This is a genomic window from Thermobifida sp., from assembly GCF_017577275.1.
Taxonomy (GTDB): Bacteria; Actinomycetota; Actinomycetes; order Streptosporangiales; family Streptosporangiaceae; genus Thermobifida; species Thermobifida fusca.
The window spans coordinates 93,810-110,693 of sequence record NZ_PITY01000024.1 but is presented as its reverse complement, the minus strand read 5'-3'; the positions used below and the strand labels follow the sequence as shown (position 1 = coordinate 110,693).

The window sequence follows — 16,884 nt, the reverse complement described above, 5'->3', positions numbered from 1 at the left end:
GTGAGGGTTACGGCGGTCATAGCGGGCGGGGTCCACCCGGTCCCATTCCGAACCCGGTCGTTAAGCCGCCCAGCGCCGATGGTACTGCCCTGTGGTGGGGTGGGAGAGTAGGACACCGCCGTACACATGTGTGAGTGGGGGTGGAACAACCGTTCCACCCCCACTTTGTTTTTCTACTTCTTTGCACGGTCAATATACGATTCACCGGTACCGTAGAGTTGACGTGCATCTTTGAATCATTTCGCGCTGCTACGGACAAGTGGCAGCGTTTTTGACTGTTTACGGACGGAACATGACTGACGACAGCCGATCGGAGAGGCGCGACGGTTCTGGGACCCGAAACCGGAAAGGTTTCCGATCCGGCAGACATGGTCAACGGCGACGGGAAAGCTCCCGGTTCGGTTATGGCAGAGTGCGGGGGAAGTCTGGTCAGGGCCGCCGCTCCTCGCGGAAGAAGGAGGCCGGCTACGGCGACCGCCCAGAACCTACAACGCCGTCTCCCAGCCGGGAGAAGCAGCCAGAGAACCTCACGTCGGGGGGAGAAACAGCAGGCACGGGGAAAGACGCTGCTCCCCAGCTGCCTAAGAACGCCCATCCGCACCGCTTGGACCTGGAGATCCGCAAAGAGCTGCGCACTCTCCCTAAATTCCTGGCGGAGCTGGTGGCCAGGCACTTGGTCGCTGCAGGAGACTTCCTCAATGAAGACCCGGAGCGTGCCTACCAGCATGCTCTTTATGCCCGCCGTAAGGCGTCCCGGGTCGGCGCGGTGCGTGAAGCCGCTGGTATCGCTGCCTATCTGACCGGACGGTGGCAGGAAGCCCTGTCCGACCTGCGGGCTGCCCGTCGTATCACGGGGCAGGACATCTATCTCCCCATGATCGCTGACTGCGAGCGGGGACTGGGGCGCCCCGAACGTGCGTTGGAGATCATCCGCGAGGCCCCGATCGACGAGCTTGACGTCGCGCACCAAGTCGAGCTGCGCATTGTTGCTTCGGGGGCGCGACGTGACATGGGGGACCTGCAAGGGGCCCTGGTGGAACTGCAATGCCCGCAGTTGAAGGAACGCCGGGCACGCCCCTGGGTGGCACGGCTGTTCTACGCCTATGCCGACGTGCTGGAAGAGCTGGGCCGCAAAGGGGAAGCCCGCGAATACTTCTCCCGAGCGTCTGCTGTAGACCGGGAAGGGGTGACCGACGCCGACGAGCGTCTGGCCGCGTTGGAAGGACTCGAGATTGTCGACGTCGGCGACGACGTGGTGTGGAGCGATGCGGAGGACTTCGCATTGAGTGCTGTGGAGCCGGAAGAGTCGAAGGCTCCCGCAGCGGACTCATCCGACCAGTAGCACGACACCCGCTAGACCCGATTCACTCATCTATTGCGTTCCGGTACGGCCAGGAGTGGCTGTACCGGAACGCACCTTTTCCCTTCACGTATTCCTGTTTCCATGGCTGTGAACCCACCCCCGTTGAACGGGGCCACCGTCCACCTGGGGAGCCTCCCTGCCAGCCACGACTCGGTGGTCGTGCTGCTGGTGTCGGGGCGGCACCTGGTCATGGTCCGCCACCGGGACCGAGCCTGGGAGTTCCCGGGCGGCCATGCCGAACCTGGGGAGGATATTGAAGCGACCGCGCGTCGTGAAGCGTGGGAGGAAGCCGGGGCAGAGCTGGCAGGCTTGCGGGCTGTCGGCTACTACGTGCTGCCGAACGGGCACACCACTGTGGTGACCTGTGCCCAGGCCGCGGCGTTGCACCCGTTGACCGGGGAGCACGAGACCGTGGAAGTGCGGGCTTTCGACACGCTGCCTTCCGACCTGTCGTTCACCGACGGCCTCTACGCCTACCTGCTCACCGAGCTCGGCCTCTTGAACGGACCCGATACTCCACGCTCCGACCCAGGAGAGGCGCCCCCTGCGGCTGGAACGACAACCCTGTGAGCTCTGAGGAGTTCGGTTGCGCTCTGCCAGCAGCCGTGCGGCGCGCCGACACATAGAACGGGCTGTTGTTGGGGCGCCTGGGCGGCAGGCTGCGACAGGGGACGAGAGGAGACCTGCCGCCCGGGAAACCGCTGATCCGCGACGCGCAGCCGTGCTATTGTCGCGGGGAGTCCTGTGCTGCAGCGGCCTGCTCCGCTGCGAGCCGGTCCAACCAGTGCATGATGCCGGAGACGTTGCCTTCCTCCCCGCAGAGGATCTCCAAGACCTCCTGGGTTCCTTGCGGAACCTCGTCCGGGAGAGGACGGTAGCGTTCCCGCACCCGCTCACGCACCAAGGCGACTGCATGGTCGAGGTCGCCGGCGGTGCTGTGCGACTCCCGTACGGTCTCCACCCACAGCCGCAGCTCCTCCACGGAGCGCTCCAAGACCGGTTCTACGTCGCTGACCGCCCCGAAGTGGGAGAACATGAGCCGCTGCGGTTTGATGTCACTGAACAGCCGCAGCGAGTCCAGGGCCGCTGCCAGGTTGAAGTCGGGGGGAGGCGTGGCGGGACGCACATCACCGGTGTAGGGGTTGTACATTCCCGCTGCATCGCCCACGTACAGGTCGCCGGTCGCCGAATCTACGAGGCCGATGTGGTGTTTGGCGTGGCCAGGCGAGTAGTAGGCGGTGAGGGTGCGGCCTGCGCCCAAGTCGATGGTTGCGCCAGTGTCCACTGCCCGGATGCGGGTCGCTTCCGTGGGCGCCATCTCGCCGAACAGCACCTCCAGCCGGTCTCCCCACACCATGCGGGCGCTGTTCATCAACCGGGTCGGGTCGGCGAGGTGGCGGGCACCGCGTTCGTGGACGATGATTTCGGCATTGGGGAACATGCGGGCGATCTCCCCGGTGCCGCCCGCGTGGTCCAAGTGGATGTGGGTGACCACCACGGTGGCCAAGTCCTGCGCTTCCACTCCCAGGGAATGCAGGGCGTCGCGGAGCACCGGCGCGGATCCGGCGGTGCCGACTTCCACCACGCAGGGACGTTCGGAACGGATCAGGTAGCTCGAGGTGATCCCCGGGTAGCCCGCCATCCGGGTGTCGATCGCGAAGACGTCGTCACCGAGGGCGACGATGTCCTCCGCAGCGGCCCCGGCCGTCTGCTCCGCCATGTGCTGTTTCCTTTCCTCGACTCTTCGCCACCAGAACCGAATCTAGTTCACGTGGTTTCCGGGAACCCGTCCAGGGATCCGCTGGCCGCGGCACACCCTGGTTATCCACAGGGAAGCGATGTCGGCTTCCGTAACTCGGAGTGGTTGGGCGACTCTGGAGTGAGACAGGGTGTCGCGGTAGGGCGCGGCACGATCGGTTTCCGGTTGGAGAGGACCACCATGGACAACCCGTCGGCGCTCCCGAGCTCCTCCCGGCGCGGTACGCCCGCTGGATGGCAGACGTGCGAAGAAGTTGAGCACCGTAACGAGATTCTGCTCGCCGGGCGTGTGATCGCCGAACCGTCGGTTCGGGAGCTGCACAACGGCGGCCAGTTGGTGACCTGGCGTATCGCAGTGAACCGGCCTTCGTCAAAGCGGCGTCCCCGGCAGGAAGCGGATCCCATCACCTGTGTCAGCTTCCACCGGGACATGGTGGAACTCACCCGGGATTGGCGGATCGGCGACACAGTTCAGGTCACCGGGGCGCTGCGGCGGCGGTTCTGGCGCTCTGTGCACGGCGCGGCCAGCGTGTTCGAGGTGGAAGCCAAGACAGCGCGGCGCGTCAAAGCGGCTGACTCTTCCGCGGTTACCAGCCGAGGATGCCAGTGACTTCGTGGAGAGAGTCGGGGGCGAACACGCGGCCGCTCTGCCATGCCGCGACACAGAGGGCGCGCAGGCCGTCCAGCCGTTCCCCGGACCCCTGCAAGAGCAGCCGGTCTGAGTGGACTGTCGCAGTCCATCCTCCGCAGCGCGCTTCGCGACCGTCCCACAGCACTTCGGGATGGGGTTCGTTGAGTCCGCCAATGTCGTAGGCGAGGTAGGAGGGCCGACGCTGCGGCGGGGCGAGGAGGAGATCCACCGGGGTGGTCACCCCGGTGAGGACCAGCATGCTCGCTGCACCGCGCCGGTGTGCACCTTCGATATCGGTGTCCAAGCGGTCACCGATCACCAGGGGGTTGACGGCACCGGTGCGGCGCACCCCCTCCTCATGCAAGGGGGGTTCCGGTTTGCCTGCCACAAGCGGTTCCTGGTGGGTGGCGTGGGCGATCACTCGGGCAAAGGACCCGTTGCCCGGCTGGATACCGCGACCCATGGGGGCCGTAGCGTCGTTGTTGCTGACCACGAACAGCGCGCCCGCGGCCACGGCCAACGCTCCTTCAACAGCCAGATCGAAACCGAGCCGGGGGGAATATCCCTGGACTACAGCGACCGGGCGGTCGTGGATGGTCGTCACCGGGCGCAGGCCGTGGGCCCGCACTGCCTGGCGCAGCCCGGTGTCCCCGACGACCAGTACCGGTGATCCGGGGGGAAACCGTTCCGCGATCAGGCGGGCCGCGGCCTGGGCGGAGGTGACCACTTCGTCGGCTGCCGCGGTTACCCCCAGGGCGGTGAGGTGCTCGGCAACAGCAGCCGGGGTACGCGACGCATTGTTGGTCACGAAAGCCACCCGCATGCCTTGGGCGCGCGCCTTCGCTACCGCTTCCGGGGCAGCGGGGACTACACGTGGGCCAAGGTAGACGACCCCATCCAAGTCGATGAGGGCCGCGTCGTACAGCGAGTGCAGCGGTTGGGATGCGGTCAGCAGAGTCATCGTCGTCCGTTGCTGTGGTCGGTGGAGCCAGACGGGAAGCCCGGCGCGAGGCTGGAGGTGGTCCCTGCACCGGGAGAGTCAGGGACGGGGCCGCACCGGTCGGGAACGGGTGCGGAAGAAACAGGGGCAGGCCACAGAGCACCCACGCCGACCGCCCTTGATCCTCGGACGCTGGGACAAAGAGAAGAGCCCGCTACCGTGGAGCATCGTGGCGGACGGCTGCAGGGCACAGCCGGTACAGCAGACAAGAGGAACGGAGAAACCTCCATCGGAACGGTGAGAGGACAGGCGGCGACATCCACCCGAATGAAGAAGGGTACCCGGGCCCTGGCGAAGCCAACGGAGGGCTCGCTGAGGACGCTCCGGCGCAGATCCCGGGAACAGCAGGGGTGCTGGTTGAGGCGGCAGGAACGGCAGAGCGCGGAGGTGGGCCGGGTGCCGGTTCGGGAAGCACAGGGCTGCGGCGTTGCGGTGCTGCTGCAGACTCGGGTGGAGAGCTACAGCAGTTTGCGCAGCCGCGCCATGTCGCTGAGGCTCGCTTTCACTTTGACGCGACCAGTGAACAGGGCTTTGGCGTAGTCCAAGCGGTCTTCGGCCAACGCGACAAGGTCGTCGCTGCTGATCGTGATACGCACTTGGGCGCGGTTGCCTGCGGCGGTAGAGGGGCGGGGGGTGATGTCGACCAGGCCGTGCGGGGTCAACCGCATGTCGAAGACGCTGTCCAGGTCGCTGATGGTCAAGCTGATCGTCCGTTCCACGATGTGGGCGCGCCGCTGTGCTTCGTCGAACTGAGTGATGCGCGCAGAGACCAGGTCGAGAGCGGAACGGCATTCGTTGAGGGTGGCCATACCTTTCATACTGCACGATCAGTCGGCCGTGAACCGGGGAGAACGCGGCATGCAGGCGCCCGTGCCGGGCAGGCCCGGAAGGTTTCCCTGTGCACCAGGAAGCCCGGTGCGGCGCGGCGCCAGGCCAGCGCGCCCCAGTGAGCGAGGAAACCACAGGGCGGGTGTGCGCCCGCCGTTCCCTGCTGCTCGGCACGGCACTCCCTCGCCGGGGCTGCGGTGGAGCGGAGACCGGTTCCTGTCCGAGAGTTGAGATCGCCTTTGCCTGCGCTCGAAGAACGGTAGTTTTTCTCTCAAGTCTTCCCGTATCAGGCACCGCAACTGGTTCACCCGGATTTCTGCGAGGAGCATGTTTCATGGTCGTCGAAGTGGTACGCGCCTATCTGGAAGCCGCCAGCGGCCTCACCGAACTCACGAGGAAACACGCGGTTGCGGTAGCCAAAATCCTGATCCGGGAGAGTGAAGAACGCCCAGGGGCACCAACGCGGAGCTCCGAGCTTCCCAAGAACGAGTCGGAAGGCGGGGAGGCTGCGCTGCTCAGCGCGCGGGTCGGCCCCAGTATTCAGGCGTTGGCCACCGAGCTGATTGAAACCAACCAGAGCAACCGTGCCGCACTCAGCCGACTCGTGGAGGCTGAGGTCGCGCGAGTCCTGGACCGCCTCGACGTTGTGCCGCGAGAGGACTATGAGCGGTTAGCGCGCCGGGTCAGCGAGCTGGAACGGCGGTTGGCCGCGGTCACCGCGACCCAGCGGCGCCGGGTCGCGGCCGAGGAACCGGAGTCTGCTGTCGAAGCTGCGGCGGTTACCGTGGCGACAGACCAGGCCCCGCCCTCCGCTGAAACGAGGAGCGCGGAAACCCCCAGCACTGAGGCTGCTGGCGCAGCGGAGGAGACCGCGAAGACTGCCGTACCGGAATCCAACACCCCGGATCCTGGTGCAGCCTCGACCGCTCAGGAATCCGCCGCTGAGGAGACCGGGAAAGCTGAGGAGACCGGGAAAGACGAGACCGCGGCTGCAGAGTCGACGGCCCGCGGCGGGAAGACGAAGAGCGGCCGCGCCCGCGCCACGAAGTCCCAGAGCAAACGCGCTGCAGCCCGCCGTAGTGCAGCCCGGAGCGGAAAGTAGGCCATGACTGACGAAGAAGCGCTCGCGGAACGCGTCATCGACCAAGTGCAGGCCCGGCTGGACTCCTTGGACAGCCTTCCCGTGCACGAGCACGTCACCGTGTTCGAGACCGTGCACCAGGAGCTGGCCGCGGTGCTGTCCGTCCTGGATGCGCCCGGCCAGGGCGCGGTCCGCTGACCCGCTGGGCGTGGTACGGAAGACCGTGCGGGGCACCCGGTTGGGGAGCGTACGGTTGGAGGGACGACAGCTCTGACAGTGAGAAGGAGACGTACACCCCGCTATGGCTAGACGTAGCCGACTCGACGCCGAACTGGTCCGGCGCGGCCACGCGCGTTCCCGGGCCCATGCGGCTGAACTCATCGCGGCAGGCCGGGTCCGTGTGGCAGGCACCCTCGCCACCAAGGCCGCGACCCAGGTGGGTGTCGACCAGGCGATCGTGGTGGAGCAGGCTGACGACGAGCCGGTGTACGTCTCCCGGGGCGCCTACAAGCTCATCGGGGCGCTCGACGCTTTCGCGGTTGACGTGACTGGGCGGCGCTGCCTGGATGCGGGTGCGTCCACTGGGGGATTCACCGATGTTCTGCTCCGGCGCGGCGCCGCCCACGTGGTCGCGGTCGACGTGGGCTACGGACAGTTGGCGTGGTCGCTGCGGTCCGATCCCCGGGTGACGGTGCTGGAACGGCAGAATGTCCGCGAGCTCACCCCCGACCAGGTCGGCGAGCCCCGCCCCGACCTGGTGGTCGCTGATCTGTCGTTCATCTCGCTGCGGCTCGTGCTCGCTCCGCTCCTCGCGTGCGCCGCCTCCGACGCCGATTTCGTGCTCCTGGTCAAACCGCAGTTCGAGGTGGGCCGGGAACGGGTCGGTGCTAAAGGGGTGGTCCGCGATCCGGAAGCGCGTGCCTCCGCGGTGCGGGATGTCGCCGCCCACGCCTGGACTCTCGGGTTAGGGGTATGCGGGGTCACTGCCAGTCCGCTACCGGGGCCATCCGGTAATGTCGAGTATTTCCTGTGGCTGCGCTCTGGCGCCGCCCCGCTCGACGAGCGCCAGCTGGAGCGGGCGGTCGCGGAGGGACCGCAATAGCCGTAGGCCGCGTGTCCGCCCGCTACTCAGGGTTGGATAACGTAACTCGGCCACTTGGCGATCAACTGGCGTCGCGGTGATGCGGTGCCAGCCCCGGCGACGAGGAGGGCCCTCTGTGAAGACCAGCGAAAGTACGGATCGGTTCGGCGGCGTGGCTGGAGAGACGACCAACCGCACCGTGCTTCTCCTGGCCCACACGGGACGTCCCGCCGCCCTGCGCAGTGCGCGCCTCGTCCACGAAAGCCTGACCCGCGCCGGGGTGACGGTGCGGATGCTCGCCTCCGAAATCGAGGCGATCAGAAAGACCGGTGCGCGGATGCAGCCGGTGGAGGTCGTGGAACCGGGGGCGGACGCTGCCGCGGGAACCGAGCTCATCATGGTGCTGGGCGGGGACGGCACCCTGTTGCGTGCCGCGGAGCTCGCCCGGCCTGCCGGGGCGCCGCTGCTGGGGGTCAACCTCGGGCACGTGGGTTTCCTCGCTGAGGCGGAGCGCGACGACTTGTCGGATACGGTCCGCTGCGTGGTCGAGCGCGACTACTCGGTTGAGGAGCGGATGACCATCGATGTGGCGGTCTACAACGGCGGGCGCACCAGTGCGGCACCTGCGGTGCGCACCTGGGCGTTGAACGAGGCCACTGCGGAGAAGGTCGAGTCGGGCCGCATGCTGGAAGTGGTGCTGGAGATCGATGGGCGCCCGCTCTCCCGGTGGGGGTGCGACGGGGTGGTGTGTGCGACACCCACCGGTTCGACCGCGCACGCGTTCTCGGGAGGCGGTCCGATTGTGTGGCCTTCTGTGGAGGCGCTGCTGGTTGTGCCGTTGAGCGCGCACGCTTTGTTCGCGAGGCCGCTGGTGGTCGCCCCGGATGCGGTGATCGCACTGGAGGTCCTGCCGGAGACGACTGACGGGGTGCTCTGGTGTGATGGACGTCGTAGGGTCGAATTGCCCGCTGGAGCGCGGGTGGAGATCTCACGGTCGAAGACACCGGTGCGTTTGGCTCGGTTGCAGCAGGCACCGTTCACCAATCGGCTCGTCGCGAAGTTCGCTCTCCCAGTGGCAGGTTGGCGGGGACGGGCGGCGGAACGCGACAGCGGATAGGCGGTCCGGGCGGACGCGGGTGAACCGCACAGTGCCGCAGCAGTGGTGATTACGGGAGAGAGTTCGGTGCTCGAAGAAGTCCGAATCCAAGGTCTCGGCGTGATTGACGACGCCGTGGTGGAGCTGTCCCCAGGGTTCACCGTGGTCACCGGCGAGACCGGTGCGGGCAAGACGATGGTGGTCACGGGTCTGGGGCTGCTGTTCGGCGGCCGGGCCGACCCGCAGCGGGTGCGTCCTGGGGCGAGCCGGGCGGTGGTGGAAGGACGGTTGACGGTCGACCCCGGCAGCAAGGTCGCCCGGCGGGTGGAGGAGGCCGGCGGGGAGCTCGACGACGGGGTGCTGATCATCTCCCGCAGTGTGTCAGCGGAGGGCCGGTCCAGGGCGTCGGTGGGGGGCCGGTCTGCCCCGGTGAGCCTGCTGGCGTACTTGGCTGATGACCTGGTGGCGGTGCACGGCCAGTCGGACCAGCAGCGGCTGCTCCGCACCGACCGGCAGCGCGCCGCGCTGGACCGGTATGCGGGCGAGGAACTGCAGAAGACGTTGGGCGCGTACACGGCTGCCTACCGCAGGCACCAGGAGGTGTCGGCGGAGTTGACGGAGCTGGTCACGCGGGCCCGGGAGCGTGCCCAGGAAGCAGACTTGCTGCGGTTCGGGATTGAGGAGATCGCTGCGGCGGAGCTCCGTCCTGGGGAAGAGGCGGAGCTGTTGGCGGAGGAGACGCGCCTGGCGCACGCTGATGCGCTGCGGATGGCTGCGACCACCGCGCACGAGGCTTTGGTCGGTGATCCTGCTTCCGGCGTGGAAGTGGACGTCACCACGCTGCTGGCGGGGGCGCGGCAGGCGTTGGCTGCGGTCCGCCAGCACGACACGACGCTGGCCGCGCTCGCTGACCGGCTTGATGAGGTCAGTTACATGATCAGTGACGCCGCTACCGAGCTGGCGTCGTACGCCGAGTCGGTGGATGCTGATCCTGCGCGGCTGGCCGCAGTCCAGGAGCGTCGGGCGCTGCTGGCCCAGTTGTCCCGCAAGTACGGGGACACGGCCGAGGAGATCCTCGCCTGGGCGGAGGACGCCAGTAAGCGGTTGACCGAGCTGGAGGGCGACGACGAGCGGATCGAGCAGCTCACCGCGGAAGAAGCCGAGTTGCGGGAGCGGATGACTGAGCTTGCGGACAAGCTCACCGCGATCCGTACCCAGGCCGCGGAGCGGTTCGGGGCGGCGGTCACCGAGGAGCTCACCGCGCTGGCGATGCCGCACGCCCGGGTGTCGGTGCGGATCCGTACCGGTGAAGAGTTCGGCCCGTACGGGCGGGACGAGGTGGAGCTGTTGCTCGCGCCGCATCCCAGCGCCCCGCCGTTGCCGTTGCACAAGGGGGCGTCCGGTGGGGAGCTGTCCCGTGTCATGCTGGCGATCGAGGTGGTTTTCGCGGGTGCTGACCCGGTGCCGACTTTTGTGTTCGACGAGGTGGATGCCGGGGTCGGTGGTAAGGCGGCAGTGGAGATCGGTCGGCGGCTCGCCCGGTTGGCGCGGAGCGCCCAAGTCATTGTGGTCACTCATCTGCCGCAGGTGGCGGCTTTCGCTGACGTGCACCTGGTGGTGGAGAAGTCCAGTGACGGCATGGTCACGTCCAGTGGGGTGACCCGGTTGGACCGCGGGGGGCGGGTCCGGGAGCTTTCCCGCATGTTGGCGGGGATGGAGGATTCCGAGCTCGGCCAAGCGCACGCGGAGGAGCTTCTCACGCTTGCGGAGGCGGAACGGAATCGGGGCTGAGTTGGGCGGCGCCCGCAAGAGGGCTTCCGGCTGTGCGCGGTGAGGTTGCCGCCTGCGGGGCGGGCCACGGAAGTGTCGACACGCCGATGCGGCACTCTATGTCACTGAGTTTTCACTTTTCGTGGCAGTATGCGGGCGATGAAGGTTCCGACCGCGCTGAGTGCGCGATTGATCAGACTCCGTCGCGCTAAGCCCTACGGGGTGACCGGCGTGACCGCGCCGGTCCGCGCTGACCGCCGCACCAAAAACCTCACTAAACGCCTCAAACCCGGCGATATTGCGATCATCGACCACGTTGACCTCGACCGGGTCAGTGCTGAGGCTCTCGTCGAGTGCGGGGTCTCCGCGGTAGTGAACGCCGCCAAAAGTATCAGCGGCCGCTACCCCAACCTGGGGCCGCAGCTCCTCGTCGAAGCAGGGATCCCCCTCGTCGACGAGGTAGGGCCGGAGATCTTCACGCAGATCGAAGAGGGGGAGCGTCTCCGGTTGGAGGGCAACACCCTGCTGCGCGGTGACACGGTCGTGGCCAAGGGGGTGGAGCAGGACGCCGAATCGATCAAAGCCGCCATGGCCGAAGCCCGCGCCGGCCTGGCCGTCCAGCTTGAAGCGTTCGCCGCCAACACGATGGAGTACCTCAAACGCGAGCGGGCGCTCCTGTTGGAAGGCGTCGGCGTTCCCGAGATCACCACGCCGATCGAAGGCCGGCATGTGCTGATCGTGGTGCGCGGCTACCACTACCGGGAGGATCTGGCAGCGCTCCGCCCCTACATCCGCGAATACCGCCCGGTCATCATCGGAGTGGACGGCGGCGCGGACGCGCTTCTGGAAGCCGGATACCGGCCTGACATCATCGTCGGTGACTTCGACTCGGTCTCTGACCGAGCCTTGGCCTGCGGCGCGGAACTCGTCGTCCACGCCTACCGGGACGGGCGGGCGCCCGGATTGCGGCGCCTCACCGAGCTCGGCTACGAGGCCGTGGTGTTTCCCGCCACCGGGACCAGCGAGGACGTGGCGATGATGCTCGCCGACGAAGCGGGAGCCGCGCTCATCGTTGCGGTCGGCACCCACGCCACCCTCGAAGAGTTCCTCGACAAAGGACGCGCGGGAATGGCCAGCACGTTCCTTACCCGCCTGCGGGTCGGCGGCAAACTCGTCGACGCTAAAGGCGTCAGCCGTCTCTACCGCAGCCGGATCTCGCCGTGGACGCTGCTCCTGCTCGTAGCAGCCAGCCTGCTCACCATCGTCGTCGCGGCCTACTGCTCTCCAGCCGGACAGGTCTACATGACCTTCCTCGCTGCGCGGTGGGACGCGTTCTACTACTGGCTCACGGGGCTTTTCGCGTGATCGACTTCCGCTACCACCTGGTCTCCACAGTCGCGATCTTCCTGGCACTCACTGTCGGCATCGTGCTGGGCAGCACGATGCTGCAAGACCCGCTGCTGCACACCCTCAAAGAGGAGACAGAGCAGTTGCGGCTGCAGAGCGAGCGGCTGCGCGCCGACAAGGATGTGGCGGACCAGTTCAACGCCGGTGCCGCGCAGCTCATCGCCGCCTACGAGACGGTGATGCTCGACCGCAGGCTCACCGACGTGCGGATCGTCGTGGTGGAGCCGGACGGAGTGGACCCTACGCTGCGCGACGCAGTCGTGGAGCAGTTGCGGCACGCCGGGGGCACGGTCGTGGGCCGTATCACTCTCACGGAACGCTACCTCGACCCCGCTGAAGCCACCCACGTCGCCAAAGTCGCCGACCGGTGGGCTGAAGGCCTCAACGTCTCCTACGACAACCCCTACGAGCAGGCCGGCGCCGAACTCGCCCAGGCGCTGCTCGCCTTCGAGGACGACCAGCGTGCCGACACCGGCTTCGACCCGGACAGTGTCCTCGCCGGATACGTCACGTCGGGGCTGCTCGCCGTGCACGGCAAACCCGCGGGCCGGGCGGATGCGGCACTCCTGCTCGCCCCCGCGGAACCGTTCGCGTTCGCTGACGAGCGTGACGCCGAGGATCCGGCGGCCACCCCGCCCGCCAACGCGATCATGCTGGCGTTCGCCCGCGCTCTTGACCAGGTCGGGATCGCCACGGTGCTGGCGGGGCCGCCGGACGCAGCCGACCCGCACGGTGTCATCGGGCAGGCGCGCACCGAAAAAGCCCGGTTCACCACCGTGGACATCGCCGGCACCGCGCCGGGCGACGTCGTCACCGTGCTGGCGTTGGCGACAGCGGTGGAAGGCCGCCCCGGCCACTACGGCATTGGCGCGCAGGCCGACGGTTTCCTGCCGGAAGTCCTCCCCACCCCGCGGCCGGAACCGACTCCCACCCCGTCCGGTGCCCTTTCTGCTGTCGACGACGAACCTTAGTGAGTCCGAACCATGCTGCTCCGTTTCTTCACCACCCAGGCCCGTAACCGTCCTCGACTCCGGGACGCCCTTACCCCGGCGTGGCGCACCACCGGCGCGGCGGTCCTCGCCGCAGGGGTGGGCGCGGTTGCGGCCCGCGGCCTGTACCGGGTGCTGACCGACCGGTGGGGCACCGCTCATCCCCGGGGAAAGTGGAACCGTGTCAACTACCGGGGGGAGCGGGTCACCCTGCTGGAAGGGCCCGCGGTGGCAGCCGGCGCCTGCGCGGGGATCGCACTCACCCCGGGGATCCGGCCTGCGCTGCGCGTGGCAGCCGTCCTCGCCGGGGGCGGGGCAGCGGTGTTCGGCGCCTACGACGACCTGTACGGGTCCGGCTCTTCACGGGGTTTCCGCGGGCACGTGGGCGCGCTGGCACGCGGCCGCCTCACCACAGGAGCCGTCAAAATCGCGGGGATCGGCGCGAGCGGCCTGGCAGCCGCTGCAACCTTGAACCGCACCGCGGTGGACACGCTGGTCGATGGGGCGTTGATTGCGGGAAGCGCCAACCTGCTCAACCTGTTCGACCTGCGTCCGGGGCGGGCCGCCAAAGTGGCGCTCCTGACAGGGTCCTCCGCGCTCGCCCACCCCGGGGCTGCGCCCGTGGCCGCCGCGCTGCTCGGCGCGACCTGCGCGCTGCTCCCTGAAGACCTCCGCGAGCGCGCCATGCTCGGTGACGCGGGGGCAAACGCCCTCGGAGCGCTCCTCGGCTTGGCGGCCGCCGCCTCCTGCCCGCGGTGGGCGCGGCTCGGCCTGCTCGCCGGAGTGGTCGCACTGACCGCGGCCAGTGAATACGTGAGCTTCACGCACGTCATCGCGGTCACCCCGCCGCTGCGGCTGCTCGACGAGTGGGGGCGCCGTCCCGCCCCGCTTCCCGCGCCGGTTACGCAACCCGGTTGATCGGGACGGAACAGGGCCTGGCCCGCGGGAAGCGGACGGTCCGGCAGCGGCGCGAGGAATTAACGGAGGGGAGCGGACCGGCGGTGGTCCGGGAACGGCGAGCGGGAATTTCCGTGGCGGGAGCCGCGATCCTCATCAGTGTCGTCACCGTGGTCGCGCGCGCCGCCGGATTCGGCCGCACCGTGGTCTTCGCCCACACGGTCGGGGAGAACTGCCTGGGCACCGCCTACGTGACCGCCAACCAGGTCCCCACGGTGCTCTACGAGATCGTCATCGGCGGTGCCCTGTCGGGAATGGTCGTGCCGGTGCTGGCCGACGCGGCCCGCCGCGGCGATACCGGTTATGTCCAACGCACCGCCTCGGCGCTCATCACCTGGGTGGTGGTCGTGGCCGTGCCGCTGAGCCTGCTCCTCGCCGCAGCCGCAGAGTCGGTGATGGCGGTGCTCCTCGCCGGCACCCGCGGCTGCTCCACCGCTGACCTGCTGGCCCTTGCCTCCCGATTCCTCGCGGTGTTCGCGCCGCAGGTGCTGTTCTACGGGCTTGCCGCCGTGCTGTACGGGGTTTTGCAGGCGCACCGGCGCTTCCTCGCCCCCGCGCTGGCGCCGCTGATCTCCAGCCTCGTCGTGGCCGGCGCGTACCTGGCCTACGTGCCGTTGAGCGCGGGAAGCACCGACGTCCGAGCCGTGCCTGCCGCAGCGGAGCTCGTGCTGTCCGTGGGCACGACTGCCGGGGTGGCTGCGCTGTGCCTGACCGCGCTCATACCGGTGCTGCGGATGCGGTTAGGGCTGCGGCCGACCCTGTCTTTTCCCCCGGGGGTGGGGGCGCGGGCCCGCGCGCTCGCGGTGTCGGCCCTGGTGCCGCTGGTGGCCATGCAGGCGACCCTGCTGGTGTCGATGTGGCTCGCCAACCACGGCGGCGGTGGGGGGACCGGGGTGCTGTACAGCTACGCGTGGGCCCTGTTCACCCTGCCCTACGGCGTGATCGCGGTGCCTATCGCCACGAGCGCGTTCACTGCTTTAGCGGAATACCACGGCCAGCAGGACCACGCCGGATACGACCGGGTGCTTGCGGTAGGGATGCGCGCCTGCCTGATCGCGGTGAGCGGCTCAGCCGTGGCTTTGGCGGCGGCCGCCGCCCCCCTGGCCCGGCTGTTCGCAGACGACCAGGCGGAAGCACTGCAGCAGGCGCTGCTCGCGTATGCGCCCGGGGTGGTTGCTTTCGGGGGCATGGCACTGCTCAGCCGGGCCTTGTATGCCGTGCACCGTGGACGGCTCGCCGCCGCAGCCCAGGTGGTGGGCTGGACGGTGGCGGCGGGCGCGTCCGCGACCGCGGTGGCGGTGTGCCCGCCAGAGCAGACTGTGGCCGCACTGGGGGCGGGCACGTCCCTGGGATTGGGGGTGGGGGTGGTGCTGCTCGGCGGAGCGGTGTGGCGGGTCAGAGGGCGGACAGCGTTCGCTTCCCTGGGGCGTACCGCTGCAGCGTGCCTGCTCGGCACGGTTGTGGGCTACGGGTGCGGGGCGGGGGTCTCCGCGCTGCTGCCTGCCGGGTCCCCGGGGGCCGCCATGGTTGCGGCTCTGCTGGCGGCGTTCGCCGCGGTGTTGGGCTACGGGGCGGCGGTGGCAGCGGTCGACGCCGCCGCGCTGCACGCGGTGCTGACCCGCCGTATGGGCGCGACAGACACCACGGAAAGGACAACGGGGTGAACGGGTTGCGGATTGCCTTGGTGTTAGCGACGAGCAGCGGGGGAGTGGGCAGCCATGTGCGGTCGCTGAGCCGCGGACTTGTGGCCCAGGGCCACCGGGTCGCGGTGGTGGGGCCGGAAGCGACCGAGCAGCGGTTCGACTTCACGGGGACAGGGGCGCGGTTCGCGCCGTTGGAGGTCGCTGACCGGCCGCGGCCGTTCCGTGACCTTGCCGCGCTGCTGCGGTTGAACGCTCTGCTCGCCGGGGCCGACGTGGTCCACGCGCACGGGGCGCGGGCCGGGGCGCTGGTGGCGTTGAGCGGTGCGGCTGCGCCGCTCGTGGTCACCATGCACAACGCTCCCCCAGCCGGGGGCGGGGCGTGGCTGTTCGGCCTCCTCGAACAGATCCTGGTGTGCCGCGCCGACCTGGTGCTGGGCGTGTCCAGCGACTTGGTGGAGCGGGCTCGGACGCGGGGGGCGCGGCGTGTGGCGCGCGCCCTCGTCCCTGCCCCGCCCGCTGCCCCTTCGGGACGGGACCCGGAGCAGATCCGGGCCGAGCTCGGGGTTGAGCCCGGGCAGCCTTTGCTGGTGACCGTGGCCCGGCTGGCCGAGCAGAAAGGACTGCCGGTGCTGCTGGATGCGGCGCGCGCGTGGGCGCGGCGCACCCCGTCCCCGCTGGTGGTCGTCGCTGGCGAGGGGCCGCTGCGGGAGTCGCTTACGGCGCGGATCACCGCCGAGAACCTCCCCGTGCGGCTGCTCGGCAACCGCGACGACGTCGCTGACCTGCTTGCCGCGGCCGACGTGTTCGTCCTGTCCAGCATGTGGGAGGGGCAGCCGCTGGTGGTGCAGGAGGCGCTGCGTGCCGGGGTGCCTGTGGTGGCCACGGACGCGGGAGGGGTCGCGGACTTGGTGGGAGACGCTGCGGTGCTGGTTCCCGTGGGGGATGCGGATGCGTTGGCTGACGGGGTAGTCCAGGTGTTGGACGATGAGGCGCGGGCGGCACGCATGCGGCTGCGTTCCCGGGCCGCAGCAGCCGTGCTTCCCCCGCCTGGTTCTGACTGTGCGCAGGTCATCAGCTACTATGCGGAACTCGTGGACCGGGCACGCACACGGTGAGGCCTGGCTCACTGTCGAGGAGGAGAAAAATATCGGGGACGGTGGTTCTCCGCACTCCGCAGCGATGGCATGATAGACCCCGATGCTGAACACGAGCTGAAATTTTTTCGGCTTCGTGCTTTCTGCAGTTCGGTAGGGGAGTATCCCTTCGCGACGGTGCCGTCA

General features: G+C 68.7%; 16 protein-coding genes and 1 rRNA gene. 14 read left to right on the top strand and 3 right to left on the bottom strand.

The window, feature by feature from the left end:
* Positions 1–8 precede the first annotated feature (8 nt).
* The 3 genes from rrf (at position 9) to CW348_RS12645 (ending at position 1,933) form a co-directional block, all read left to right on the top strand.
* Positions 9–124: ribosomal RNA gene (gene rrf, locus CW348_RS12655) — 5S ribosomal RNA — on the top strand.
* Positions 125–604: 480 nt separating this feature from the next.
* Positions 605–1,342 (top strand): hypothetical protein, encoded by a 738-nt coding sequence (locus CW348_RS12650; RefSeq protein WP_016188947.1) that lies wholly within the window; start codon positions 605–607, stop codon positions 1,340–1,342.
* 102 nt (positions 1,343–1,444) lie between these two features.
* A complete protein-coding gene (locus CW348_RS12645; RefSeq protein WP_051122476.1) occupies positions 1,445–1,933 on the top strand; it encodes an NUDIX domain-containing protein in 489 nt (162 codons plus the stop codon).
* Between the two features lie 154 nt (positions 1,934–2,087).
* Here CW348_RS12645 and CW348_RS12640 read toward each other — a convergent pair whose 3' ends face one another.
* Complete coding sequence (locus tag CW348_RS12640) at positions 2,088–3,083, bottom strand: MBL fold metallo-hydrolase (RefSeq protein WP_011292463.1); 996 nt, start codon at positions 3,081–3,083, stop codon at positions 2,088–2,090.
* 159 nt (positions 3,084–3,242) lie between these two features.
* Here CW348_RS12640 and CW348_RS12635 point away from each other — a divergent pair, with 159 nt between their 5' ends.
* Positions 3,243–3,731: a single-stranded DNA-binding protein gene (locus CW348_RS12635; protein WP_394342277.1), complete on the top strand. Its 489-nt coding sequence runs from the start codon at positions 3,243–3,245 to the stop codon at positions 3,729–3,731.
* Here the strand turns inward: CW348_RS12635 and CW348_RS12630 are convergent.
* Positions 3,709–4,713, bottom strand: coding sequence for an HAD-IIA family hydrolase (locus CW348_RS12630; protein WP_011292461.1), 1,005 nt, complete (start codon positions 4,711–4,713; stop codon positions 3,709–3,711). The two genes, CW348_RS12635 and CW348_RS12630, sit on opposite strands and share 23 nt — an antisense overlap.
* A gap of 497 nt (positions 4,714–5,210) precedes the next feature.
* Entirely contained in the window at positions 5,211–5,561 is a 351-nt protein-coding gene (locus CW348_RS12625) for an SCP2 sterol-binding domain-containing protein (RefSeq protein WP_041428135.1), read from the bottom strand.
* 353 nt (positions 5,562–5,914) lie between these two features.
* On the opposite strand from CW348_RS12625, the gene CW348_RS12620 reads away from it, so the two are divergent.
* The 10 genes from CW348_RS12620 to CW348_RS12575 all read left to right on the top strand — a co-directional run bounded on the left by CW348_RS12620 (position 5,915) and on the right by CW348_RS12575 (position 16,719).
* The gene (locus CW348_RS12620) at positions 5,915–6,682 is read left to right on the top strand and encodes a hypothetical protein (protein WP_016188944.1); all 768 of its coding nucleotides are present in this window, start codon (positions 5,915–5,917) and stop codon (positions 6,680–6,682) included.
* A 3-nt stretch (positions 6,683–6,685) separates the two neighbouring features.
* Positions 6,686–6,859: a hypothetical protein gene (locus tag CW348_RS12615; protein WP_011292458.1), complete on the top strand. Its 174-nt coding sequence runs from the start codon at positions 6,686–6,688 to the stop codon at positions 6,857–6,859.
* A gap of 103 nt (positions 6,860–6,962) precedes the next feature.
* On the top strand, positions 6,963–7,763 hold the full coding sequence (locus CW348_RS12610; RefSeq protein WP_011292457.1) for a TlyA family RNA methyltransferase: 801 nt from the start codon (positions 6,963–6,965) through the stop codon (positions 7,761–7,763).
* 115 nt (positions 7,764–7,878) lie between these two features.
* Complete coding sequence (locus CW348_RS12605; protein ID WP_011292456.1) at positions 7,879–8,859, top strand: NAD kinase; 981 nt, start codon at positions 7,879–7,881, stop codon at positions 8,857–8,859.
* Between the two features lie 66 nt (positions 8,860–8,925).
* Positions 8,926–10,629, top strand: coding sequence for a DNA repair protein RecN (gene recN / locus CW348_RS12600; protein WP_016188942.1), 1,704 nt, complete (start codon positions 8,926–8,928; stop codon positions 10,627–10,629).
* Positions 10,630–10,767: 138 nt separating this feature from the next.
* Positions 10,768–11,973 carry a putative cytokinetic ring protein SteA gene (gene steA / locus CW348_RS12595; protein ID WP_173668252.1) on the top strand — a complete coding sequence of 402 codons (1,206 nt, stop codon included), beginning with the start codon at positions 10,768–10,770 and terminating at the stop codon, positions 11,971–11,973.
* Complete coding sequence (locus tag CW348_RS12590; protein ID WP_011292452.1) at positions 11,970–12,986, top strand: copper transporter; 1,017 nt, start codon at positions 11,970–11,972, stop codon at positions 12,984–12,986. Before steA ends, CW348_RS12590 begins: the two co-directional genes overlap by 4 nt.
* Before the next feature lie 12 nt (positions 12,987–12,998).
* The gene (locus CW348_RS12585) at positions 12,999–13,922 is read left to right on the top strand and encodes a hypothetical protein (protein WP_011292451.1); all 924 of its coding nucleotides are present in this window, start codon (positions 12,999–13,001) and stop codon (positions 13,920–13,922) included.
* A gap of 83 nt (positions 13,923–14,005) precedes the next feature.
* Positions 14,006–15,625: a murein biosynthesis integral membrane protein MurJ gene (murJ, locus tag CW348_RS12580; protein ID WP_287463837.1), complete on the top strand. Its 1,620-nt coding sequence runs from the start codon at positions 14,006–14,008 to the stop codon at positions 15,623–15,625.
* The gene (locus CW348_RS12575) at positions 15,622–16,719 is read left to right on the top strand and encodes a glycosyltransferase family 4 protein (protein WP_011292449.1); all 1,098 of its coding nucleotides are present in this window, start codon (positions 15,622–15,624) and stop codon (positions 16,717–16,719) included. Before murJ ends, CW348_RS12575 begins: the two co-directional genes overlap by 4 nt.
* The last annotated feature ends 165 nt before the right edge of the window (positions 16,720–16,884 follow it).

Coding starts and splice junctions, on each gene's coding strand:
- CW348_RS12645 (WP_051122476.1), top strand. CDS start 1,445: ATGGCTGTGAACCCACCCCCGTTGAACGGGGCCACCGTCCACCTGGGG.
- CW348_RS12640 (WP_011292463.1), bottom strand. CDS start 3,083: ATGGCGGAGCAGACGGCCGGGGCCGCTGCGGAGGACATCGTCGCCCTC.
- CW348_RS12630 (WP_011292461.1), bottom strand. CDS start 4,713: ATGACTCTGCTGACCGCATCCCAACCGCTGCACTCGCTGTACGACGCG.
- CW348_RS12625 (WP_041428135.1), bottom strand. CDS start 5,561: ATGGCCACCCTCAACGAATGCCGTTCCGCTCTCGACCTGGTCTCTGCG.
- CW348_RS12620 (WP_016188944.1), top strand. CDS start 5,915: ATGGTCGTCGAAGTGGTACGCGCCTATCTGGAAGCCGCCAGCGGCCTC.
- CW348_RS12615 (WP_011292458.1), top strand. CDS start 6,686: ATGACTGACGAAGAAGCGCTCGCGGAACGCGTCATCGACCAAGTGCAG.
- CW348_RS12610 (WP_011292457.1), top strand. CDS start 6,963: ATGGCTAGACGTAGCCGACTCGACGCCGAACTGGTCCGGCGCGGCCAC.
- steA (WP_173668252.1), top strand. CDS start 10,768: ATGAAGGTTCCGACCGCGCTGAGTGCGCGATTGATCAGACTCCGTCGC.
- CW348_RS12585 (WP_011292451.1), top strand. CDS start 12,999: ATGCTGCTCCGTTTCTTCACCACCCAGGCCCGTAACCGTCCTCGACTC.